General features: G+C 75.2%; 19 protein-coding genes and 1 riboswitch. Of the genes, 13 read left to right on the top strand and 6 right to left on the bottom strand.

From position 1 onward, the window contains the following. The first annotated feature begins 336 nt into the window (after positions 1-336). The 4 genes from ACIBH3_RS04010 (at position 337) to ACIBH3_RS03995 (ending at position 4,818) form a co-directional block, all read left to right on the top strand. Entirely contained in the window at positions 337-1,002 is a 666-nt protein-coding gene (locus ACIBH3_RS04010; protein ID WP_396310265.1) for a class I SAM-dependent methyltransferase, read from the top strand. Positions 1,003-1,308: 306 nt separating this feature from the next. Further along, a complete protein-coding gene (locus tag ACIBH3_RS04005; RefSeq protein ID WP_396310264.1) occupies positions 1,309-2,655 on the top strand; it encodes a hypothetical protein in 1,347 nt (448 codons plus the stop codon). Positions 2,656-2,662: 7 nt separating this feature from the next. Then, positions 2,663-3,709: an N-acetylmuramoyl-L-alanine amidase gene (locus ACIBH3_RS04000; protein WP_396310263.1), complete on the top strand. Its 1,047-nt coding sequence runs from the start codon at positions 2,663-2,665 to the stop codon at positions 3,707-3,709. A gap of 182 nt (positions 3,710-3,891) precedes the next feature. Next, positions 3,892-4,818 (top strand): hypothetical protein, encoded by a 927-nt coding sequence (locus ACIBH3_RS03995; RefSeq protein WP_396310262.1) that lies wholly within the window; start codon positions 3,892-3,894, stop codon positions 4,816-4,818. 92 nt (positions 4,819-4,910) lie between these two features. Here ACIBH3_RS03995 and ACIBH3_RS03990 read toward each other — a convergent pair whose 3' ends face one another. The 3 genes from ACIBH3_RS03990 to ACIBH3_RS03980 all read right to left on the bottom strand — a co-directional run bounded on the left by ACIBH3_RS03990 (position 4,911) and on the right by ACIBH3_RS03980 (position 8,215). Continuing rightward, positions 4,911-5,987 (bottom strand): prenyltransferase, encoded by a 1,077-nt coding sequence (locus ACIBH3_RS03990; protein WP_396310261.1) that lies wholly within the window; start codon positions 5,985-5,987, stop codon positions 4,911-4,913. Next, positions 5,984-6,730, bottom strand: a complete 747-nt coding sequence (locus tag ACIBH3_RS03985; protein ID WP_396310260.1) for a class I SAM-dependent methyltransferase — start codon at positions 6,728-6,730, stop codon at positions 5,984-5,986. The genes ACIBH3_RS03990 and ACIBH3_RS03985 overlap by 4 nt, the downstream gene beginning before the upstream one ends. 177 nt (positions 6,731-6,907) lie before the next feature. Continuing rightward, complete coding sequence (locus ACIBH3_RS03980; RefSeq protein ID WP_396310259.1) at positions 6,908-8,215, bottom strand: glycosyltransferase family 4 protein; 1,308 nt, start codon at positions 8,213-8,215, stop codon at positions 6,908-6,910. A gap of 232 nt (positions 8,216-8,447) precedes the next feature. On the opposite strand from ACIBH3_RS03980, the gene ACIBH3_RS03975 reads away from it, so the two are divergent. The 8 genes from ACIBH3_RS03975 (at position 8,448) to ACIBH3_RS03940 (ending at position 18,835) form a co-directional block, all read left to right on the top strand. Beyond that, positions 8,448-9,074, top strand: a complete 627-nt coding sequence (locus ACIBH3_RS03975) for a TetR family transcriptional regulator (RefSeq protein ID WP_396310258.1) — start codon at positions 8,448-8,450, stop codon at positions 9,072-9,074. Positions 9,075-9,240: 166 nt separating this feature from the next. Next, positions 9,241-9,318, top strand: a riboswitch (cobalamin riboswitch). Between the two features lie 105 nt (positions 9,319-9,423). Further along, positions 9,424-10,818, top strand: a complete 1,395-nt coding sequence (locus ACIBH3_RS03970) for a prenyltransferase/squalene oxidase repeat-containing protein (RefSeq protein ID WP_396310257.1) — start codon at positions 9,424-9,426, stop codon at positions 10,816-10,818. Next, on the top strand, positions 10,815-11,462 hold the full coding sequence (locus tag ACIBH3_RS03965; RefSeq protein ID WP_396310256.1) for an SCO2322 family protein: 648 nt from the start codon (positions 10,815-10,817) through the stop codon (positions 11,460-11,462). The genes ACIBH3_RS03970 and ACIBH3_RS03965 overlap by 4 nt, the downstream gene beginning before the upstream one ends. 147 nt (positions 11,463-11,609) lie before the next feature. Beyond that, a complete protein-coding gene (locus ACIBH3_RS03960; protein ID WP_396310255.1) occupies positions 11,610-12,713 on the top strand; it encodes a CbiQ family ECF transporter T component in 1,104 nt (367 codons plus the stop codon). Next, positions 12,710-14,395: an ABC transporter ATP-binding protein gene (locus tag ACIBH3_RS03955; RefSeq protein WP_396310254.1), complete on the top strand. Its 1,686-nt coding sequence runs from the start codon at positions 12,710-12,712 to the stop codon at positions 14,393-14,395. The genes ACIBH3_RS03960 and ACIBH3_RS03955 overlap by 4 nt, the downstream gene beginning before the upstream one ends. Then, positions 14,392-15,303 (top strand): ECF transporter S component, encoded by a 912-nt coding sequence (locus ACIBH3_RS03950; RefSeq protein WP_396310253.1) that lies wholly within the window; start codon positions 14,392-14,394, stop codon positions 15,301-15,303. Before ACIBH3_RS03955 ends, ACIBH3_RS03950 begins: the two co-directional genes overlap by 4 nt. Before the next feature lie 184 nt (positions 15,304-15,487). Beyond that, entirely contained in the window at positions 15,488-16,969 is a 1,482-nt protein-coding gene (locus ACIBH3_RS03945; protein ID WP_396310252.1) for a DUF2079 domain-containing protein, read from the top strand. Positions 16,970-17,227: 258 nt separating this feature from the next. Then, positions 17,228-18,835 (top strand): DUF2079 domain-containing protein, encoded by a 1,608-nt coding sequence (locus tag ACIBH3_RS03940; RefSeq protein ID WP_396310251.1) that lies wholly within the window; start codon positions 17,228-17,230, stop codon positions 18,833-18,835. 164 nt (positions 18,836-18,999) lie between these two features. Here the strand turns inward: ACIBH3_RS03940 and ACIBH3_RS03935 are convergent, their stop codons facing one another. Next, positions 19,000-19,332, bottom strand: a complete 333-nt coding sequence (locus ACIBH3_RS03935; RefSeq protein WP_396310250.1) for an antibiotic biosynthesis monooxygenase family protein — start codon at positions 19,330-19,332, stop codon at positions 19,000-19,002. A gap of 369 nt (positions 19,333-19,701) precedes the next feature. Here ACIBH3_RS03935 and ACIBH3_RS03930 point away from each other — a divergent pair, with 369 nt between their 5' ends. After that, positions 19,702-20,670 (top strand): peptidoglycan-binding protein, encoded by a 969-nt coding sequence (locus ACIBH3_RS03930; protein ID WP_396310249.1) that lies wholly within the window; start codon positions 19,702-19,704, stop codon positions 20,668-20,670. Positions 20,671-20,677: 7 nt separating this feature from the next. Here ACIBH3_RS03930 and ACIBH3_RS03925 read toward each other — a convergent pair whose 3' ends face one another. Continuing rightward, entirely contained in the window at positions 20,678-21,262 is a 585-nt protein-coding gene (locus ACIBH3_RS03925) for a TMEM165/GDT1 family protein (protein ID WP_396310248.1), read from the bottom strand. Between the two features lie 207 nt (positions 21,263-21,469). After that, positions 21,470-22,246 (bottom strand): ABC transporter permease, encoded by a 777-nt coding sequence (locus tag ACIBH3_RS03920; RefSeq protein ID WP_396310247.1) that lies wholly within the window; start codon positions 22,244-22,246, stop codon positions 21,470-21,472. Between the last annotated feature and the right edge of the window lies 1 nt (position 22,247).

The following is a 22,247-nucleotide window of genomic DNA, read 5'->3' as shown; positions in this document are numbered from 1 at the left end:
CGTTCGCCCGCAGATGGGGCGCGCGGCACCGGGACGACTGGCGTCCGAGCACCGGTACCGGCCGGCCGGCCACCGAGCTCGCCCCGCAGCGCGAGCGGATCGCGCGCGCCCTGCTCGGCCGCTGAGCGCCCGGCCCCGGCGGCGCTCAGGCGTGGGCGCCGCCGCCGGGAGTGGAGAGTCGGACCGGCCGACTTCCCGCTCCGTAGCCCTACGGTGCCGGCGCCCGCGGCCGCGCCCGCGCCCGCGCCCGGGCGAAGGCCGCGCCGTACCGTCGAGTAGGGTCCATCGCCGGGGAACGCACCGGCCCCACCCCCACCTGTTGCAAGGAGCACCGCGATGTCCGACGTACGGGAGAGCACCCGCCCCGCACCCGAGGTGCTCGCGGCGTTCGAGTCCGCCACCGGGTTCATGCCGGTGGACGAGGGGATCGCGCTGTACGCGGCCGCGCTGGAGGCGGCCGGGCGGACGGGTCTGCCGGTGCTGGAGATCGGCACCTACTGCGGCCGGTCCGCGATCCTGCTGGCCGCCGCCGCCCGCGAGAGCGGGACGGTCGCGCTGACGGTGGACCACCACCGGGGCTCCGAGGAGCAGCAGCCCGGCTGGGAGTACCACGACGCGACGCTGGTGGACCCCGAGGTCGGCCTGATGGACACCCTGCCGCGGTTCCGCCGCACCCTGCACGCCGCCGGGCTGGAGGAGTACGTGGTCGCGCTGGTCGGCCGGTCGCCGCAGATCGCGGCGCTCTGGGGCGGCAAGGTGGGCCTGGTGTTCATCGACGGCGGCCACACCGACGAGCACGCCACCGGCGACTACGAGGGCTGGGTGCCGCACCTGGCGCCCGAGGGCCTGCTGGTGGTGCACGACGTCTTCCCCGACCCGGCCGACGGCGGCCAGGCCCCGTACCGCGTCTACCTCCGTGCGCTGGCGGAGGGCTTCGAGGAGATCTCGGTCACCGGCTCGCTCCGGGTGCTGCGCCGTACGGGCCCCGGCAGCGACCGCTAGCCGCCACCGCCGGCCACCGCCCGACCTCGGCCCCCCGCAGCCGGGGGCATCTCGCAGATCGGCATCCGCCCGCGCGGAGGATCACGGATGCTCTAACGTCGTGCCCCATCCAGGCAATGTCCGGGTGCCGCCCGACCGGGGAGCGGATTCTCCGGGTACGGTGGCGGCGCCGCGCATCTTGCGCGGCCGTGCAACGGGTACGACGCGTACGACTGGTACGACCGGTACCGGGGGTACGACTGCGCGGCCGGCGAAGCAGCGGCGCAACGGACACGCACGGCAGGGTAGGACGGCGGGGGCGAACTCATGACGGACCAGCACAACACCGCTCCGGCGGTCTGGGATCCCACCGCCCGGGGGGGCGCGGGCGGCTGGGTGCGCGGCACGAAGGGCGCGGACGCCCAGGACGGCGGGCGGCCCGGGCCCGCGCAGCCGGCGCCGCCCCCGCAGCCCGGACCGCCGCAGGGCCCGCCCGGCTCGTACGGCCCGCCCGGCCGGGGCGGTGACCAGGGTCCGCCGCCGGCCGCCCGCCCCTACCTGGCGGCCGCCCCGACCCACGACGCCCCGACGGCGGCCGCCTTCCCGCAGGCGCCCCCCGGCGGCTACGGCTACCCCCAGCAGCCGCCCGCGCCACCCGCCGGCCCGCCGGCGGGGCCGCCGGCAGCCGCGGCCGGGGGCTTCCCGGGCCACATCGCCGGCTACGGCTCCCAGCCCGCACAGGCCCCGCAGGCCCCTCCCGCCCCGTACGGCCAGCCCCCGTACCCGGGCCAGTACCCCGGCCAGTACGAGGACCAGCACGCCGGGCCCGGCCAGTTCCAGGGCCAGTACCCGGGCCAGGACCAGTACCCGGGCCAGGACCAGTACCCGGGCCAGGGCCAGTTCCCCGGCCAGTTCACCGGCTACCAGGAGGAGGGCTACGAGGAGCAGCGCCCGCGCAACCGCACGCCGCTGCTCATCGCCGCCGGTCTGCTCCTGGTGGTCTGCCTCGGTGGCGGCGTGGTGTGGGCCGTGCAGAACAGCGGCGACGACTCCTCGAAGCAGGCCGCTCCCGGCCAGGCGAGTGCGACCGCGACCACCTCCGCCCAGCCCGCGCCGGACCCGAGCGGTTCGGGCACCGTGGCGGGCGGCGGCTCCGCCGCGCCGTCCGAGAGCGCGAGCCCCGGCCCCAGCGCGAGCAGCACCACCGGCGCCGAGGCCGCGACGCAGGCCAAGACGCTGGACGAGCTGCTCACCCGGGGCGAGAGCGCCAAGTCGCCGATAGGCAGTGCGGTGGCGAAGGTCACCAGCTGCCCGGCCAAGGCGGACATCGACAGCGCGGCGCAGGTCTTCGACAGCGGGGCCAAGCAGCGTGACCAGTTGCTGGCCGACCTCGCCAAGCTCGACCTCGCCCAGGTGCCGGGCGGCGCGGACGCCGTCCAGTCGCTGCGGACGGCCTGGCAGCAGTCGGCGGACATCGACCGCGCGTACGCTGCCTGGGCGCGCTCCGTGAGTTCGGGGGGCTGCCCCGGCAGCACCGCTCCGAACACCGCGGACAAGAAGCGCGCGGACGAACTCAACCCGCAGGCGACGCAGGCGAAGAAGGACTTCGTCGCGAAGTGGAACTCGATCGTGGGCGCGTACGGTCTGGCACCGCGCACCTGGGACAGGATCTGAACGACCCGTGACTGGCACCACCGCTGAAGAGCACCGCCCGCGCCGCTCCGCCCGGTTCCGCGCCCTGGCCGTCGGCGGCACGCTGCTGCCGCTGAGCCTGGCCGGCTGGCTCGGCTGGCAGGCCGTCGCCGCCCACCAGGGCGCGTCCTCCGACGCGGCGGCCCACCGCGGGCCGGCACAGCAGGGGGCGCAGCAGCAGCAGGGGGCGGCCACGGACGGAGCCGCCGACGCGGGGGAGACCTCCCGGTCGGGGTCCGCACCGGACGCTCCCGGGCCCGGGCCGTCGGGCGGCGCGTCGGCCACGGGCTCGGCGCCCGCGGCGGCCTCGCCGTCTCCCGCATCCTCGGCGTCCCCGGCGGCCGTCACCCCCGTCGACGCCGCGCTCGCGGGCCGCACCGTGGTGATCGACCCGGGCCACAACTCGGGCAACTTCAAGCACACCACCGAGATCAACCGCCTGGTCGACATCGGCAACGCCCGCAAGGAGTGCGACGCCACCGGCACCTCGACCAACGCCGGCTACACCGAGGCCGACTACACCCTGGACGTCGCGCGCCGGGCCCGGGCCGTCCTGGAGGCGCACGGCGCGAAGGTGGTGTTCACGCAGGACGGCGACAAGCCGTGGGGCCCGTGCATCGACGAGCGCGCCCGGATCGGCAACACCGCGCACGCGGACGCCGCGGTGTCCATCCACGGTGACGGCGGGCCGGCCTCCGGCAGCGGCTTCCACGTGATCATGCCCGCCAAGGTGACCTCGGGCAAGGCCGACACCGCGGCGATCGTCGCACCGTCCCACCGCCTCGGGCTGCTGCTGCGCGACAGCTTCAAGGCCGCCACCGGGGAGCCGTACGCCGACTACGTCGCGTCGCAGGGGCTGGACACCCGCAGCGACCTGGGCGGGCTCAACCTGTCCACGGTGCCCAAGGTGTTCATCGAGTGCGGCAACATGCGCAATGCGGGCGACGCCAAGCGGATGACGGATCCTCAGTGGCGCCAGCAGGCCGCCCAGGGGATCGCCGACGCGCTGACGACGTATCTGACCACCCCGGGCTGACCTGCGGGGCACGGGCGGAACCGATCCACCGTGAGATTTGCAACGACTTTGCCCCATTCCGCAGCCCGCTGTGCACACGCTCGGGCCTTGGCCCTAGGCTCTTGGTCCGGTCGGGAGATTTCTCATCCGGTCAGCCGACCGAGCAAACTGCCGTCCACGACACACCAACGAGGGGAACGTTAGTGAATCTGCGCGCTCTCACCAGGGGAGACGCCGCCGTCGCAGGTGCGGCCGTCCTGCTGTTCATCGCATCCTTCCTGCCCTACAGCACCTATGACGGCTGCCCCAGCGGCGCGGGCCCGTACTGCAGCTCGTCGTCCACCAACGCGTGGAAGGCCGCGCTCTTCCCGGTCCTGCCATCGGTCTTCCTGCTCGGCATCGCCGCCGCCGCGCTGATCCTGGTGCAGCGCTTCCAGGGCGCGGCCGCCGCCAACCGCCAGGTGCTCGGCCTGCGGCTGGACCAGTGGGGCATCGCCTTCGCGGTCTCCGCTCTCTGGGCCTCGCTCTGGTCGCTCGGCAGCGGCCCCGACGTGCCGGGCTACGGCCACGGCTTCGGCGCCTGGCTCTCCGTCATCTCGCTGCTGGTGCTGGCCGGTGCGGCCGCCGCCGGGCCGCTGGTGCCGGCGCTCCAGGCCCCGCTGGTCACCGACAAGCCCGCCGCCGCCCCGCAGGGCTACCCGGCCGCGCAGGGCGGCTTCCCGGCCCCCGGCCAGCCGCAGGTCGGCCAGCCCGGCCAGTACGGCTACCCCGTCCCCGGCCAGGAGGGCGCCCCGGCGCCGGCCTACGGCGGTCAGCCGCAGCAGGGCGGCTACGGGTACCCGGCCACCGGCCAGCCGCAGGACGCCGGTCTCGGCGCCCCCGCCCCGGCGCCGGCCGTCGCCGCGCCCGCCCCGGCCGCGCCGGCCGCGGACTTCGCGCCGTTCTGGTTCGCCGTCCCGGCCCCGCGTCAGCTGGCGCCGAAGGACAACCCGGCCGGCGCGCCGGTGGGCGACCTGGTGCCCGGCACCTGGTACCTCGCGGTCGAGCAGCGCGGCACCGCCCTGGTGGCGCGACTGCAGGACGGCGCCGAGGGTCTGCTGAGCGACACCTCGGGCATCCAGCGCGGCTGACGTCCGCCACCGCCCCGCCCGGGGCGAACGCCGAAGGGGCGGGACCGGAGAGATCCGGTCCCGCCCCTTCGGCGTTCGCCCGCCCGGTGGGCTCAGCAGCAGTCCTGCACCACGAGCCCGGCCGGCAGCTGCTCGCCGCCGAAGACCGCCACCGTCGCCGGGTCGCCGCCCAGCGCCGCGACCGCGAGCAGCAGCGCGCCGGCCGTCCAGGTGGTGCACTCCTCGGGCCAGATCGCGTCGTCCTCGAAGACGTACCCCGTCCAGTACGAGCCGTCGGTGTGCCGCAGCCGCTGGATCCAGCGCAGGATCTCCACCGCCCGGTCGGACTCGCCGACGGCCCAGAGCGCGAGCGCCAGCTCGGCACTCTCGCCGCCGGTGACCCAGGGGCGGTCGCTGACGCAGCGTACGCCGAGGCCGGGGACGACGAAGCGCTCCCAGTCCCGCTCGATCCGCTCCAGGGCCTGCGGCCCGCGCAGCGCGGTGCCGAGCACCGGGTAGTACCAGTCCATCGAGAAGCGGTTCTTGTCCAGGAACCGCTCGGGATGGTGGGCGACGGCGTGCCGCAGCCGCCCGGCCGCGAGCTCCCAGTCGGGCTGGGGCTCCTCCAGGTAGTCCGCGATGGCCAGGCCGCAGCGCAGCGCGTGCAGGATGCTGGACGAGCCGGTCAGCAGCGCCTCGTCGGGCGCGGTGCCGTCCTCGTCGAGCCGCCAGGAGATCGGGCCGCCGGGCAGCCGCAGGCCCACGGTGAAGTCCAGGGCACGCCTGACCACGGGCCAGATCCACTCCAGGAAGGCGTCGTCGCCGGTGCTGAGGTGGTGGTGCCAGACACCGACAGCAATGTACGCGCAGAAGTTGGTCTCCTTCGACGCGTTGGAGACCTCCCCGTCGGTGCCGCCCTGGCCGTAGGCGTAGGCGGCGTACCAGGAGCCGTCGCCGTTCTGCCGGGCGGCGAGCCAGCGGTAGGCGGCCTCGGCGGCGGCGTGCTCGCCGGCGGTGTCCAGGGCCATCGCGGCCTCGGTGTGGTCCCAGGGGTCGAGGTGGTGGCCGGTGAACCAGGGGATGGCACCGTCCGGCCGCTGCTCGGCGAGGATGCTGCGGACGGTCGCGGCGGCCTGCTCGGCGTCGAGCACCCCGTCGAGCAGCAGCACCTCGGGGACGGCGGCGGTCACGCGCCGGCCTCCACGGCGGCCCGGTTGGGCTTGCTGGCGTACGCCACGAAGCTCTTGCCGATCACCGGGTTGAGCGCCTTCTCGGCGGCCTTGGTGATGCTGCTGATCACCGGGGTGCCGACGATGTCCCAGACCAGCAGCTGGTGGTAGGCCTTGACCGGCAGCGCCTTGTCGTTGTTCACACCGACCGCGCACTTGATCCACCAGTACGGCGAGTGCAGCGCGTGGGCGTGGTGCGTGCCGTACGGCTCCAGGCCGGCCTCGCGCAGCCGCTCCAGCAGCTCGTCGCCCCGGTAGATGCGGATGTGGCCGCCCTCGACCTCGTGGTACTCGTCGGAGAGCGCCCAGCAGATCTTCTCCGGCAGCCAGCGCGGCACGGTGACGGCGAGCAGCCCGCCGGGCTTGAGGACGCGGAACATCTCGTTCAGCACCCCCTTGTCATCCGGGATGTGCTCCATCACCTCGGAGATGATGATCTTGTCGAAGGACTCGTCCTCGAAGGGCAGGGCCAGCGCGTTGCCCTCCATCGCGACGGCCGACGCGCCCTCGGGCGCCTCGCCCGCCTCGGCCATCGCCGCGAACCACTTCCGGACCTCGGCGATCTCGTCACCGTTCTGGTCCAGCGCGACCACGTTGGCACCGCGCCGGTAGCACTCGAACGCGTGGCGGCCCCCACCGCAGCCCAGATCGAGCACCCGGTCGCCGGGGGCGAGCGGGAAGCGCGAGAAATCGACGGTCAGCACTGCGGGGCTCCCATTCCTTGGTACCAAACGTTCTTGACGCTGCATCAGACGTCGTCGGCCGGCCGGGCCGGGATGGTGCCGGCCGGCCACCGCCGGTGAGGCGAAGGCGCGGCCGGGTGGCCGGTCGGCCGGGTGCGGCCTCGCCGCGGCCGTCGCCGGCCCCGGCGTGGGGATCGGTCAGGCGACGTAGCGCCAGCCCGGGCCCGACCGGGCCCGCCGCCCGGCCCCGGTCGCGATCGCCGCGCGGTAGCGCTCGGCGGTCAGCTCGGCGGCCCGCTCCCAGGTGAAGCCGGCCAGCACCCGCTGCCGCCCGGCGACACCGAGCGCCGCCCGCAGCCGCGGGTCGTCCAGCAGCCGGCCCAGGGCCGCCGCCAGCGCACCGGCGTCGCCCGGTGGCACCGCCAGGCAGGTCTCCCCGTCCGGCCCGGCCACCTCGGGGATCGCCCCGCCGGTGGTGGCGACCAGCGGGGTGCCGGTGGCCATCGCCTCGGCGGCGGGCAGCGAGAAGCCCTCGTACAGGGAGGGCACGCAGGCCACCTCGGCGGAGCGGTAGAGATCCACCAGCTGCTGGTCGGTCAGCCCGCTGCGGAACTCGATGTGCCGCTCCAGGCCGAACCGCCGCACGGCCTCGGCGACCGGGCCGTCCGCGCGCTGCTTGCAGACCACCACCAGGTGCGCGTCCCGCTCGGTGCGGACCTTGGCGAGCGCCTCGACCAGGTACACCAGGCCCTTGAGCGGGACGTCCGCGCTGGAGGTGGCCACGATCCGGCCCGGCACGACGGGCACCTCGGCCGAGGGCGACCAGAGCCGGGTGTCGGCGCCGATCGGGACCACCGAGATGGCCCTTGGCGCGGCGCCCAGGTGGTCGGCGATCTCGGCCTTGGAGCTGCCCGAGACGGTGATGATGTGATCCAGCCGGGCGGCGACCCGGCGCTGCATCCGGGTGAAGGCGTACCACCGGCGCAGCGAGAGCCTGCGCAGCCGGCCGGGCGCGGCGTCGATCTCCAGCTGCCGGTCCACCGTGATCGGGTGATGGATCGTGGTGACCAGCGGGAACCCGTGCCGTTCCAGGCCGAGCAGGCCGTAGCCGAGGGTCTGGTTGTCGTGCACCACGTCGTAGCGGCCCTTGTGCAGGGCGAGGTACCGACGGGCCCGCAGCGAGAACGTCAGCGGCTCCGGGAAGCCGCCGGTGCGCATGGTGGCGACCTCCAGGACGTCCACCGGGCCGCGGTACTCGGACAGCTTCGGCGTCCGGAACGGGTCGTCGGCGCGGTACAGGTCCAGGCTGGGCAGCTCGACCAGCCGCACCGAGCCCGGACCCTCGACCTCGTCCAGCACCGGGAAGGGCTGCGCACCGATCACGTCCACGTGGTGACCCAGGCGGGCCAGCTCCCGGGAGAGGTGGCGGACGTAGACGCCCTGGCCACCGCAGAACGGGTCTCCCCGGTAGGACAACAGGGCAATCCGCAGCGGCTGCGCGGTCATCCTCGGCCCCTCATCTCTACTGCTCGTCCTGCCTACCCGCCCTGGCCGGGTGGGCCACAGCGCTAAAGTAGATCAAGTTTCATGGTGGTGTGGAGCTCGTCATTGAGTATGTGAACAATGAGAGACCTCGAAGATACCGGCCCGTAGCCTCGCGCTCGGAGCCAGGGTCGGTGATTCGCGCCACGCCGCGACCTGCTGCGACCCGCTGCGACCTCGCGCCCTGGGGGCCTCCTTGACGACCACCCCGACCACCACCCCGACCGCCGCGCCGACCGGCCGGCCCGCCGACCCGCCGCTCAGCCCCCGGCAGGCCGAACGCCGGCTGCGGATCCTGCGCGCCGCCGCCGCGCTGGCGGGCCGCGGCGGGTACGAGGCGGTGCAGATGCGCGAGGTCGCGGAGAGCGCGCAGGTCGCGCTCGGCACGCTGTACCGGTACTTCCCGTCCAAGGTGCATCTGCTGGTGGCGGTGATGCAGGAGCAGCTCCAGCTGCTGCTGGAGCAGGTCCGCCGGCACCCGCCCACCGAGGCGGACCCGGCACTGCGGGTCGCCGAGACGCTCACCCGGGCCTTCCACGCGCTGCAACGGGAGCCGCTGCTGGCGGAGGCGATGGTCCGGGCGCTGTCCTTCGCCGACCGTTCGGTGAGCGCGGAGGTGGACCAGGTCGGCGGTCTGACGGCGCAGATCATCCTGGACGCGATCGGGCAGGCCGGGCCGCCCAGCGAGGGGCAGCGGGCGGCGGTGCGGGTGATCGAGCACACCTGGCACTCCGCGCTGGTGGCCTGGCTCTCGGGGCGCGCCTCGATCGCGGAGGTCCGTGCCGATCTGCGCACCGCCGCCCGGCTGCTCACGCTGCCCTGACGGGCGGCCGCGCGACCGGCTCCGTCCGGACACCCGACCGGACGTAGAACTGGAACACGTTCTCGCTACTGCCGGCCGGCGCCCCACCCCGGAGCGGGCGGGCGCGGCGACGCCGGGCGGGCCGGTTAGAGTCGACGGAACCACAACTCCATCCGCCTCTCCCTCGGGGAAAGCCGGTGCGAACCCGGCGCTGACCCGCAACCGTGAGCCCGCGCGCCGTACCGCCGGGCGAGTCGGACCACCCGGGGAGGGGCGAGCGGCCATGCCGGGCCCCCACCCGGCACCGTCGAGGTCTACGGACGGCCCCCCACGGGCCACCACACCGCTCATCGAAAGGCACCCTCCCGCCATGCTCACCGCCGCCCGTCTGGGCGCCGCCACGCTGTCCGCGCTGCTGCTGGCCGGCGCCGCCGCCGCGCCGGCCCTCGCCGACACCCCCTCCCCCACCGCCGCAGCCGTCCCGGCCGGGCTGTACGGTGCCGGCGACCCGACGTACGACGGCGTCTGGCGGCAGTCGCTGGCGCTGACGGCGCTGGCGAGCGCCAAGGTCGTCCCGGCCGACTCCGCCGTCGGCTGGCTGACCGGCCAGCAGTGCGCCGACGGAGGCTGGCCCTCGTTCCGCGCCGACACCGCCGCCGCCTGCGACGCGGCCACCGAGGACAGCAACGCCAGCTCGGTCGCGATCCAGGCCCTGGTGGCCCTCGGCGGCCACCAGGACGCGGTCGACAAGGGCGTCCAGTGGCTGAAGAGCAGCCAGAACGCGGACGGCAGCTGGGCCTACAACCCGGGCAGCCCCGGTGACGCCGACTCCACCGGCCTGGCCGTCAACGCGCTGATCGCCGCCAAGGTGGACCCGACGGGCGTCGCCAAGGCCGGCAAGAACGCCTTCGACGGCCTGGCCCTGTTCCAGCTCGGCTGCGCCGCGCCCGCCGACCAGCGCGGCGCCTTCGTCTTCCAGCCCGACCCCGCGACCGGCGAGCTGAAGGCCAACGCGCTGGCCAGCTCCCAGGCCACGCTGGGCGCGGCCGGGGGCCGGCTGCCGGTCACCAACACCAACCGCACCGACGCCGCCCCCAAGCCGCTCGCCTGCGCCGACGGCGGGGCCGCGCAGCCCGTCCCGCACGCCGACTCCGCCGAGGCGGCCGCCGCTTACCTGACGGCCCAGCTGGCAGCCGGCGGGCAGCACCTGATGCTGACCCTGGCGGGCGCCGCCCCCAGCCCCGACTTCAACGCGACCTCCTGGGCCGCGCTCAGCCTGATCCAGAGCGGCCACCCGCAGCAGGCCGCCGGCGCCGTCGACTGGCTCGCCAGGGAGGGCGGCACCTGGACCAGGAACGGGGCGGACGCCGCCGCCACGGCCACCCTGCTGCTGGTCGCCCAGGCCGCCCAGCGCGACCCGGCCGACTTCGGCCGCAGCAACCTCGTCCAGCAGCTGACCGCCGCCGGCCCGGCGCCGAAGGCGACCGCGGCCACCGGCGCGCCCGCCACGAGCGGCAAGAAGTCGGACGGCAACGTCTCGGTGTACTGGGTGGTGGGCGTCGGTCTGCTGATCGGCATCGGCGGCGGCCTGCTGCTGAGCCTCCAGCGCAAGCGCGGCGCCGCGCAGCTCGGCGCCGGGCCCAAGTCCGGGTCCGGGTCCGGGTCCGGGTCCGGCAAGGGCGGCCAGAGCGGTACCGGCACCGGCACCGGCACCGGCACCGGCGGCGAGGGTGGCAAGCCCGGCTCGCCGGGCCCGCAGAAGTGACCGGCGCTCGCCGCCGGCGGGTGGTGGCTGCCCTGGCCACCACCCTGTTCGCCCTGCTCACCGTCCTCGGCTCCGGTGCCGGCCCCGCGCACGCCACCGGCTACCGGTACTGGTCGTTCTGGAAGTGGTCCGACGGCACCTGGGCGTACCAGCAGCAGGGCCCGGCCCTGTACGTCCCGCAGGACGGCGGGGTGGACGGCTGGCGCTTCGCCGTCAGCCCGGACGGCGGGCAGGACGCCGCCCGGCCCGGCGCCCCCGGGGACTTCGCCACCGTCTGCGCCGCGACCCCGGCCAGGCCCGGCGGCAAGCGGGTCGCCGTGGTGATCGACTTCGGCACGCCGGCGGACGCGCCGTCCGGGGAGCATCCGCCCGAGCGGCGTACGGCCTGCGCCGCCGTGGCGGCCGGCGCCACCTCCGCGGAGGTGCTGGCCGCCGTGGCACCGCCGCTGCGCTACGACACCGGCGGCATGCTCTGCGCCATCGCCGGCTACCCCCGGGCCGGCTGCGGCGAGGCGCTGACCGGCCCGCAGCCGAGCGGCGGCGGCAGCAGCGGCAGCGGCCCGGAGCTCGGCCTGATCGCGGGCGGGGCGATCGTCGCCGTGCTGGCCGCCGGCGCCGTCTGGCAGCTGCGCCGCAGACGCTGACCCCGTGCGGCGCACCGCCGACGGCACCGCCCGGGCAGCCGCCCACCGCCTTGCGCACCGCACCGCGCCGTACGCCCGGAGCGGGAAGTCCGCCAGTGCGACTTCCCGCTCCGCCCGCACCGACCCCCACCCCTCAGGACCCGCCCCGTGACCTCAGCCCGCAGCACCCGACCGGCCGCCGGCCCGCGCCACCTGCACCCCGGGGCGTGGTGGCTGTGGGCGCTCGGCCTGGCCACCGCCGCCTCCCGCACCACCGACCCGCTGCTGCTGCTCCTGGTGATCGCCGTGGCCGGCTACGTGGTCGCCGCCCGGCGCTCCGACGCACCCTGGTCCCGCTCGTACGGGGCGTTCCTGAAGCTGGGCCTGCTGGTGATCGGGATCCGGCTGCTCTTCGCCGTCCTGCTGGGCTCGCCGATCCCCGGCTCGCACGTGCTGTTCACGCTGCCGCAGGTGCCGCTGCCGGATTGGGCGCAGGGCGTGCGGATCGGCGGCCGGGTGACCGTCGAGGGGCTGCTCTTCGCGCTCTACGACGGCCTGAAGCTCGCCACCCTGCTGATCTGCGTCGGCGCCGCCAACTCGCTCGCCAACCCGGCCCGGCTGCTGCGTACGCTGCCCGGCGCGCTGTACGAGGCCGGGGTGGCGGTGGTGGTCGCGATGACCTTCGCGCCCAACCTGGTCGCCGACGTCCAGCGGCTGCGGGCCGCCCGCCGGCTGCGCGGGCGCTCCGACCGGGGCGTGCAGTCCGTGCTCAGCGTCGGACTGCCGGTGCTGGAGGGCGCGTTGGAGCGCTCCGTCGCGCTGGCCGCCGCCATGGACACCAGGGGCTTCGGCCGCAGCGCCGACGTACCGCGCCGGATCGCCAGGACCACCGCCGCGCTGACCCTGGCCGGGCTGCTCGGGGTCTGCGTCGCCGCGTACGGGCTGCTCACCGCCGACGGCACCGCCTGGGCGCTGCCCCTGCTCGGGCTGGGCCTGACCGCCGCCTGCGGTGGGCTGGCACTCGGGAGCCGACGTGCCGTCAGATCCAGCTACCGGCCCGACCCCTGGGCCTGGCGGGAGTGGCTGGTGGCGGGCTCCGGCATCGCCGTCGCCGCGCTGGTGGGCTGGCTGGCCGCCCGCGACCCGGCCGCCTTCGCCCCCTCCGTCGTGCCGCTCACCGCACCGACCCTGCCGCTGGCCGCCGCGCTCGCCGTCCTGATCGGACTGGTGCCCGCGTTCGCGGCCCCGACCCCGCCCCGGAGTGCCCCGTGATCACCTTCGAGCAGGTGTCCGTCCAGTACCCCGACGCCCCGGCGCCGGCCCTGCGCGGCGTGGACCTGACCGTCCCCGAGGGCGAACTGTGCCTGCTGGTCGGCCCGTCCGGCTCGGGCAAGTCCACCCTGCTCGGTACGGTCAGCGGGCTCGTCCCGCACTTCACCGGCGGTGTGCTGCACGGGCGGGTCACCGTCGGCGGCCGGGACACCCGCGCCAATCGCCCGCGCGAACTCAGCGACCTGGTCGGCACGGTGGGGCAGGACCCGCTCGCGCACTTCGTCACCGACACCGTCGAGGACGAACTCGCCTACGGCATGGAGTCGCTGGGGCTGGCGCCGGAGGTGATGCGGCGCCGGGTCGAGGAGACCCTGGACCTGCTGGGCCTGGCCGACCTGCGCGACCGCGCGCTGACCTCGCTCTCCGGCGGCCAGCAGCAGCGCGTCGCGATCGGGTCGGTGCTCACCGTGCACCCCCGGGTGCTCGTCCTGGACGAACCCACCTCGGCGCTGGACCCGGGCGCGGCGGAGGAGGTGCTCGCCGTCCTCCAGCGGCTGGTCCACGACCTCGGCACCACCGTCCTGATGGCCGAGCACCGCCTTGAGCGCGTCGTCCAGTACGCCGACCAGGTGCTGCTGCTGCCCGGCCCCGGCCAGGCGCCCGTCCTGGGCGAGCCGGCCGAGGTGATGGCCCACTCGCCCGTCCACCCGCCGGTGGTCGGCCTGGGCCTGGCCGCCGGCTGGTCGCCGCTGCCGCTCTCGGTACGCGACGCCCGCCGCCGGGCCGCCCCGCTGCGCGCCCGCCTGGACGGCCTGCGGCCGGCGAGCGCCGAGGCGCCGACGGGTACGCCGATCGCGACCGTGCAGCGCCTGGCCGTCAAGCGCGGGCCCGTCCCCGCCCTGCGCGGGGTGGACCTGGAGCTGCGCCCCGGTTCGATCACCGCGCTGATGGGCCGCAACGGCGCCGGCAAGTCGACCCTGCTGGGCAGCCTGGTCGGGCTGCACGCCCCCGCCGCCGGCAGCGTCCGGGTCGGCGGCCTGACCCCTCACCGGGCCCGCCCGGGCGAGCTGATCCGCCAGGTCGCCCTCGTCCCGCAGGACCCGCGCGACCTGCTGTACGGCGAGAGCGTGGACGGCGAGTGCGCGGCCGCCGACCGGGACGCGGGCGCCGGGCCCGGCAGCTGCCGGGCGCTGGTCGAGCGACTGCTGCCCGGCATCGCGGGCACCGCCCACCCCCGCGACCTCTCCGAGGGCCAGCGGCTCAGCCTCGCGCTCGCCGTCGTGCTGACCACCCGGCCCCCGCTGCTGCTGCTCGACGAGCCCACCCGGGGACTGGACTACGCGGCCAAGGCGCGGCTGGTGGAGATCCTGCGCGCGCTGGCCGCCGAGCGGCACGCCGTGGTGCTGGCCACCCATGACGTCGAACTCGCCGCCGAACTCGCCCACCGGACGGTCGTCCTGGCGGACGGGGAGATCGTCGCGGACGGCCCGACGCCGGAGGTGGTGGTCTCCTCCCCCGTCTTCGCCCCCCAGGTGTCCAAGATCCTCGCGCCCTCGCCCTGGCTCACCGTCCCGCAGGTCCGCCGGGCCCTCGCCGAGAGCGCCCCGGGCGCCGGAGCCGACACCCACACCGCCACCGAAGCCGCCGGCGACACCGCCACCGCCCGGGACGCCGCCGAATGACCCCGCCCACCGCCACCGCCACCGCGCCGCCGGACGGCAGCGCCACCGCCGACCGCGCCCGGCTCGCCCGCCCGGTGCCGCTCGGCCGCCGCTCGATCGCGACCATCCTGCTGATCAGCGCCATCGGCGTGGTCGGCTTCGGCTGGCCGCTGCTCGCCTCGACCGGGTCCGCCCTGGTCGGGCACTCCACCGACGCGCCCTGGCTGTTCGCCCTGCTGATGCCGCTGCTGCTGGCCGTGGTGGTGGCCCAGATCTCCGAGGGCCGCTCGGCCACCGGCGGCGAGACGGGGATGGACGCCAAGGCGGTCGCGCTGCTGGGCGTGCTGGCCGCCGCCGGCGCCGCGCTGCGCCCGCTCGGCGCGGGGACGGCCGGGCTGGAGCCGATGTTCTTCCTGATGGTGCTCGCCGGGCGGGTCCTGGGGCCGGGGTTCGGCTTCGTCCTCGGCTCGGTCTCGATGTTCGCCTCCGCCCTGCTCACCGGCGGCGTCGGCCCCTGGCTGCCGTTCCAGATGCTCGCCATGGGCTGGGTCTGCCTCGGCGCGGGCCTGCTGCCCGGCCCCGCCACGCTGCGCGGACGCCGCGAACTGGTGCTGTTGGCGGGCTACGGCGCGGTGGCCTCCGTGGCGTACGGGACGGTGATGAACCTGCAGGGCTGGCCCTACATCGGCGGCCTGTCCAGCTCGGTCTCCTTCGTCCCGGGCGACCCGCTGCGCGCCAACCTGCCGCGCTTCGTGGCGTACTGCCTGACCACCTCGCTCGGCTGGGACCTCCCCCGGGCGGTGCTGACGGTCGTGCTCTGCCTCACACTCGGGGGCGCCGTGCTGCGCGCCCTGCGCCGGGCCTCCCGCCGTGCGGCCTTCGCCGCCCCCGTCAGCTTCACCGAAAACGTGTCCGAATCGGATGGATAGCTCCCGAAGAATCCACCGGAACTCCCCCCGCGGACCATTTGCCGCCCGCAGCTCGGTCGCCAAAGTTCCCGAGTCCGACCACAATTGACTGTATTTCACCACCAGCTGAACCGCTCTGCCCACTAGTCACCGTGTGCATACTGTGCGGGAGCCAGATCCTCAGCTCACGAACGGCAGAATTCCCGTGTCCACAGCCTTACGCCCGTCGGCTCCGACGGCATCCCCGGGCAGCGCAGAGCCAACCGCGGCACGGCAGAACGCCGGGCGCCGAATACGACTGCTGCCACCGGGGCTCGCCCTCGCCACCTTCCTGATCTACGCGGTGTTCTCGCTCCGGCGCCACGACCTCGTCCTCACCACCGGTTACGACCTGGGCATCTTCGAGCAGGCCGTACGCGGCTACGCCGAGGGCCACGCCCCCCTCGTCGCCCTCAAGGGCGGCGACTACAACATCCTCGGGGACCACTTCTCCCCGGTCCTGGTGACCCTGGCCCCGCTGTACTGGCTGTGGCACTCGGCCAAGGTCCTGCTACTCGCCCAGGCCGCACTGATGGCCCTGCCCGTCCTGCCGCTCAGCCGCTGGGCACTGCGCCGGGTCGGCCCGGCCGCCGCCGTGACGGTCGCCTTCGGCTACGGCGCCTCCTGGGGGATCGCCTCCGCCGTCGGCTTCGACTTCCACGAGATCACCTTCGCCGTACCGCTGATGGCCTACGCGATGGTCGCGCTGGGCGAACAGCGCTGGCGCAGCGCCGTCCTGTGGGCCGCGCCGCTGGTGCTGGTCAAGGAGGACCTGGGCGTCACGCTCGCCGCCGTCGGCGCGTACGTCTGCTGGCGGGGCGAACGCCGGCTCGGCCTGCTGACGGTCGTGGGCGGGATCGGCGCCAGCCTGCTGGAGATGCTGGTCCTGCTGCCCGCGATGAGCCCCAGCAGCAGCTTCGCGTACTGGAACACCATGGGCGGCGGCAACGACCCGGGTGGGCACAGCCTGCTCTCGCTGCCGATGGACCTGATCAGCCCGCCCGACAAGGCGCAGACGCTGGTCCTGCTGCTCGCCCCGACGCTGCTGCTGGCGCTGCGCTCGCCGCTGCTGCTGATCGCGCTGCCGACGCTGGGCTGGCGGATGCTCTCCAACAACCCCAACTACTGGGGCACGCACTACCACTACAGCGCCGTGCTGATGCCGATCGTGTTCGCCGCCTTCGTCGAGGTGCTCGGCAGGCCGCGTCCGGAGTTCGGCGCGCTCTCGCGCCGGGCGGTGCGCCTCGCACTGCCCGCGAGCGTCCTGGTCACGCTGATGGTGGTGCCGCAGTTCCCGCTGGGCCAGCTGGGCACCGCGGACTTCTGGCGCCCCTCCACCCGGGCGCAGGCCGCCCGTACGGTGCTGGCCCAGATCCCGTCCGGCGCCACCGTCGCGGCATCCAACCGGCTGGTGCCGCAGCTGACGAACCGCTGCCGCGTCCTGGAGTTCGGCTGGCCCGAGGGCTGGACGGCGGCGGAGTGGATCGTGGTGGAGGAGGCGGACCCGATGGGGTGGCCGCTGACCCCCGAGCGCGAACGCCAGGAGCTGGCGGGCGCCGAGCAGCACGGGTACGCGGTGGTACTGGAGCACGGGGGCGTCACCCTGCTGCGCAGGCAGGGCCCGCCGGCCGCTGTGACGCCATCGTGACGGCCGGGGTGACCGCCGTCACGGATGGCCGCGCCGTGTGCGACTAGCGTGTTCGACTCGTCCCGCGGCGCGGGGCGGAAGCTGTCCTACGGGGGGTCAACTGTCATGTCCGGACGACCAGATGGTCACTTCGCCCCGGCCTGCCCGGCGGGCCGCCGTGGCTGAGCCCGCACCGGGCCGGCGACCGACGGCCCGCACCGCGCCCCGCCCTTGCCCGCAACCCCGCGCGGCCCGCACCGTCCACCTGGCAGGTACCACGTGACAGTCGAACCCGAGCTCCGCCCACGCCCCGGGGCGGCCCTGCCGCCACGTACCGCGCCGGCCCCCGCCCGCACGACGCGCCGCCGTACGGTGCTCCTGACGCTGCTGTGCCTCGGCGTCTGCCTGGCCGCCGGGTTACAGCAGTGGACGGCGGTCCACCTCGGCGGCTTCGACTTGGCGATCTTCCATCAGGGGGTGGACGGCTACGCGCATCTGGGCCTGCCGGTCTCCACCGTCAAGAGCTACCACCACGAGTTCCCGCCCGGCTTCTCGCTGCTCGGCGACCACTTCTCGCCGGTGCTGGCCCTGCTGGCCCCGCTGTACTGGATCTGGGACGACCCGCGCTCGCTGATCATCGGTCAGTCGCTGCTGCTCGCGGCCGGGGTGCCGCTGATCCGCCGGATCGCCGCCCGCTGCTTCCCCGGGGCCTCGCCCGTCCACCGCCGCCGGGCGGCCGACCTGGCCGGCCTGGTGTACGCCCTGGGCTGGCCGCTGCTGGCGGCGGCCCGCGGCGGCTTCCACGAGGTCGCCTTCGCCGTCCCGCTCACCCTGCTCCTGTTCGAGCGGAGCCTGGCCCGCCGGTACGACCTGGCGGCACTCGCCGGCCTGCTGCTCTGCCTCACCAAGGAGGACCTGGGCCTGATGGTCGGCCTGTACGGCCTGGTGCTGGTGCTGCGCAGCCGGCGCAGCCACGACGAGGCGGGCCTGAAGTACGGCATCGGTCTGCTGGTCGGCGGCCCGCTCGCCTCGGTGGCCGCGATCAGCTGGCTGATCCCGGCCATGGGCGGCCGGCCGGACTACTACTGGAACTACGGCCAGATCGGGCCGGACCTCGGATCGGCGCTCGGCAATCTGCTCGGCAACCCGCTGCTGCTGTTCCAGGCGGCGTTCAGCGCGCCGCTGAAGCCGCTGCTGGTGCTCTGGCTCTTCGGCACCCTGCTGGCGCTGCCGCTGCGCTCGGCGACCGCCCTCTGCGCCCTGCCGCTGCTGACCGAGCGGGTGCTGTCGGACAATCCCAACCACTGGTCGGTCGCCCATCACTACGACGCGTTCCTCTGGCCGATCCTGCTGACCGCGACGCTGGAGGTGCTGGGCCGCCTGCACGGCAGGGAGCGCTCGCGCCCGACGGCGCGCCGTCTGGGGCTCGCGGTGGCGGCCGTCTCGCTCGCGGCGGCCGTACCGCTCGGACTCCAGGGCCTGCTCACCCCCGCCGAGTGGCGGCCCGGCACCAGCGGGGACGCGCTGGTGCGGGCGGCCGCGCTGGTCCCCGACGGGGCGACGGTCGAGGCCGACAACCAGATCGTGCCCCGGCTGGTCACCCGCACCGACGCCATCCTGGTCGACGGCACCCCGCGGGCCCGCGCCTACGTGCTGATCCGCTCCGACACCCGGACCTTCCCGTTCTCCAGCGTCCGGCAGCAGGTCGAACGGATCGACCTGCTGCTGGCGCACGGCTACCGGCAGATCTGGGCGCAGGACGGGGTGGTGCTGCTGCACCGGATCGACGACCAGCCGGTACCGGGCGCCCGCGTCCCCGGCCCTGGCAGCACGCCCTTCCAGGACGTGGTGCCCTCGGACGTGGGGCACGACCTCTTCAATGGCTGAGCCGGCCTACTCAGGGCTCGGTTCGCCTCCGGGGCGCTCACGTCCGGTGCCGACGGTCGTCGCTCCCGCGCTCCCTCGTACCTCGGTCGCTTCCTCGCTCCTCCCCTTCGGCACCGGCGCGCCCCTTCGGCTCACTCGCCGCTCGCCCTCGCCGCGGTGGGGGGTCAGGCCTTGGGGCCCGCCGACTGGACGACCTCGAACGACCAGAGCGTCGAGCCGGAGGCGGCCGGACGCTGCGGCGCCCCGCCCTCGGCGGACGGCGGCCCCTGACGGTGCGCCGCCTGCATCGGGCCCTCCATCCAGGCCTTGAAGTCCTCCTCGCTGCGCCAGCGGGTGTAGACCAGGTACTGGTCTGTCCCCTCCACCGGGCGGAGGAGTTCGAACCACTCGAATCCGTCGGAGTTCTCGACGGTCCCGGCCCGCGATGCGAACCGCTTCTCCAGCACCTCGCGCTGCTCGGCCGGCACGGTGAGCACATTGATCTTCACTACGGCCATCTGGCACCTCTTCCTACGGGTCGAACCTGCCTGTCCCCGCAGTCTGCTACATGACGGCGGCACTTCGGCCGTCCAGGGCCGGAGCGCCGGGTCCGTGCCTGCGCTCCGGAGGCGCGGTCGGGATCCGGCCCCGAGCCTCCGGAGTGGGAAGTCGGGCGGGCCGACTTCCCACTCCGGCCGCGACGCCGCCCCCACCCCACCCTCGGTGCACACGGAACATCCACCTCTTGGGCACCTGACCTTCAACGGGTCTAAACCCTCATCAACTGCCACACAAGCCCCGGGAATGGCCGATCGAACCTGTCCCCCGCTCGGGAACGTCCTGCATAATCAGGCGCGTCCGACACCCAACCCGAGGAGGACCGGCCGATGCCGGACCAGCACTGCCCCGTGTGCGGCACGGGACGGATCGCACACGGTTGCGCGTGCCCCCCGGACCTGGTCGAGACCTCGGTGCTGCCGCACATCGAGGGCCCGCCGCTGGTACGCCCGTACGTCCCGCAGGCGATCGGACAGGTCGCGCCGGACGAGTACCAGCCCCGGTACCAGCAGCAGGCCCCCGTGCCGCCGGAGCAGCCCGCGCCGTACGAGGCGACGCAGCTGCTCCCCGCCCTCCCAGCCGGGCCCGGCGCCGCCCAGGCACCGGCCGTCGGCCGGGCCGAGAGCCGGCGCCGGGCAGAGCAGCGCGGCCCGCTGAACCGCCGCCGGGCCACCGTGCTGGCGGCCGGCGCGGGACTGGTCGCACTGGGTGTGGGCATCGCGTACGCCGCCGCGCCCTCGGGCGGCGACGGCCGGCAGGCCATGACGGCGCCGCCGGTCTCCGTCGACGCCACCCTGCCGGGCCCGCCCGGCAGCGCGAGCGGCCCGCTGAGCGCCACCGCCTCCGCCCCCACCGCCTCGCCGAGCCCCTCGCCCACCCGGAGCACCGCGAAGGCGAGCCCGAGCAAGTCCCCGACCGCGACGCCGAGCAGCGCCACGCCCACCCGCTCGGCGACACCGCCGCCCACCCCCGCACCCTCCACCACCGCGCCCACCGCGACGCCCACCGCGACCGCGAGCGCCACCGCGACGGCGAGCGCCACGCCCACCGTCACCGTGAGCGCCACCACGGCGGCGCGCACCCTCAAGCGGGGCATGAGCGGCGCCGACGTCCTCGCGATGCAGCAGCAGCTCTCGGTGGTGATGTGCTGGCTGTACGTCCCCGAGACGGGCAACTTCGACAAGGACACCGAGAGCTCGGTCTCGTACTTCCAGAGCATGCAGGGCGTCCAGGGCGACCCCCGGGGTGTCTACGGGCCCAACACCCGGGCCGCCCTGGACAAGCGCACCTACTGCTGATCCGGCGTCAGCCCGTCACGGCCCGGAAGATGCTGAAGGCGGCCATCAGCAGCATCGCGCCGGCCGCGACCCTGATGATCACCTTCATCGGTACGTGCTTCAGCAGCTTCTGACCGCCCACGACGGCGATCCCGGCCACGGCGCACAGCGCCAGCCAGGCGCCCAGGCCCACGGACAGCGGGTCGGCGTACTTGGCGGCGAGGTTGGCCGTCATGATCTGAGTGAGGTCGCCGAACTCGGCCACCGCGACGACGACGAAGCTGGCGCCGGCCACCTTCCAGAAGCTGTTCGCGGACGGCTCCTTGGCGGCGTGCCCGTCCTCGTCCCCGCCGCCGTGGAAGAGCAGCATCGCGGCGCCGGCCAGGAAGAGCAGCCCGGTGACGCCCTCCACCCAGCGCTGGGGCAGCATCGCGAGCAGCTGGCCGGCCGCCAGGGCGATGCCCACCTGGAGGGCGAAGGCGGCGGCGATGCCGGCGAAGACGTGGCTCGCCCGGTAGCGGGCGCCGAGCATCAGGCCGGCCAGGGCGGTCTTGTCCGGCAGTTCGGCCAGGAAGACGATGCCGAAGGTGACGGCGGCGACGGTCAGGTTCATCGGGGGTTGGTTCCCTCGGTCGGGCTGCCCGGCCGCAGCAGCTCCGTCAGGGGACGCCTCGGCCCGACAGCACTGGTCAGAATCACAGCACTGCGGCCGAAGGTCTCGCCGGCACCCGAACGAGCCTGGTGCCCCGGGCGCCGGGCCCGTGAGGGCCAGTATGTCGACGGTCCGGTGGAGGGCTACTCCCCTTCAACGCCGCCAAGACTACCCGATGCCCCCCGGGCCGCCGTGGGCCACGACCCCGCGGCCGACCAGCTCCAGCACCACCACGATCGCCGTCGCCTCCACCGCCAGCAGCGCGATCAGGACGAACAGCTGCACCGCCCCGGCCGCCGCCGGCGAGGCCCCGCCCAGCAGCATCCCGACGAACGCCCCCGGCAGGGTGACCAGGCCCACCGTCCTGGTCTGGTCGAGCGCCGGTACGAGCGAGGTCGCGGCGGCGGTGCGACAGATCTCCAGCCGGGCGGCGCGCTCCTCGAAGCCGAGCGCCAGGGCCGCCTCCACCTCGCCGTGCCGCTGGCGCAGCTCGTCCAGGGCGCGCCGGCCCGCCAGCGAGGTGGCGGTCAGGGCGCCGCCGGTCAGGATGCCCGCCACCGGGATCAGCGACAGGCCCTGCCGGGGCAGCACCCCGGCGGCCAGCAGCAGCACCAGTACGGGCAGCACCGTCACCCCGATCGGCACGGCCGCCCAGACCCAGCCCGGCCCACGGGTGATCCGCCGCCCGGCGGTGCGGACGGCGACGGCGAGCATCAGCAGCACGAACAGCGCGGACGTCCAGAGCGAGCGGGCCACCCAGGTGATCACCAGCGCGACCCCGGCCAGCTGGAGCACGGCCCGCAGCCCGGCCCGCAGCACCGCCTGGCCGTACCCGAGCATGCCGCGGCCGGCCACCGCGGCGGCGACGGCGAGCAGCAGGCCCGTCGCCACCCAGAGCGCCGGGGTGACGGGCAGCAGCTGGCCGGCCGCCACCGCCGCGGCCATG

This window comes from Kitasatospora sp. NPDC050543 (assembly GCF_044457565.1).
GTDB lineage: Bacteria > Actinomycetota > Actinomycetes > Streptomycetales > Streptomycetaceae > Kitasatospora.
Note: the sequence above shows the minus strand (reverse complement) of the source record. Positions and strands in the feature narration are given on the sequence as shown.

What these genes read in the sequence shown, in the direction of transcription:
- ACIBH3_RS04010 (WP_396310265.1), top strand. Translation starts at nt 337, where the DNA reads ATGTCCGACGTACGGGAGAGCACCCGCCCCGCACCCGAGGTGCTCGCG.
- ACIBH3_RS04005 (WP_396310264.1), top strand. Translation starts at nt 1,309, where the DNA reads ATGACGGACCAGCACAACACCGCTCCGGCGGTCTGGGATCCCACCGCC.
- ACIBH3_RS03980 (WP_396310259.1), bottom strand. Translation starts at nt 8,215, where the DNA reads ATGACCGCGCAGCCGCTGCGGATTGCCCTGTTGTCCTACCGGGGAGAC.
- ACIBH3_RS03970 (WP_396310257.1), top strand. Translation starts at nt 9,424, where the DNA reads ATGCTCACCGCCGCCCGTCTGGGCGCCGCCACGCTGTCCGCGCTGCTG.
- ACIBH3_RS03950 (WP_396310253.1), top strand. Translation starts at nt 14,392, where the DNA reads ATGACCCCGCCCACCGCCACCGCCACCGCGCCGCCGGACGGCAGCGCC.
- ACIBH3_RS03935 (WP_396310250.1), bottom strand. Translation starts at nt 19,332, where the DNA reads ATGGCCGTAGTGAAGATCAATGTGCTCACCGTGCCGGCCGAGCAGCGC.
- ACIBH3_RS03930 (WP_396310249.1), top strand. Translation starts at nt 19,702, where the DNA reads ATGCCGGACCAGCACTGCCCCGTGTGCGGCACGGGACGGATCGCACAC.
- ACIBH3_RS03925 (WP_396310248.1), bottom strand. Translation starts at nt 21,262, where the DNA reads ATGAACCTGACCGTCGCCGCCGTCACCTTCGGCATCGTCTTCCTGGCC.
- ACIBH3_RS03920 (WP_396310247.1), bottom strand. Translation starts at nt 22,246, where the DNA reads ATGGCCGCGGCGGTGGCGGCCGGCCAGCTGCTGCCCGTCACCCCGGCG.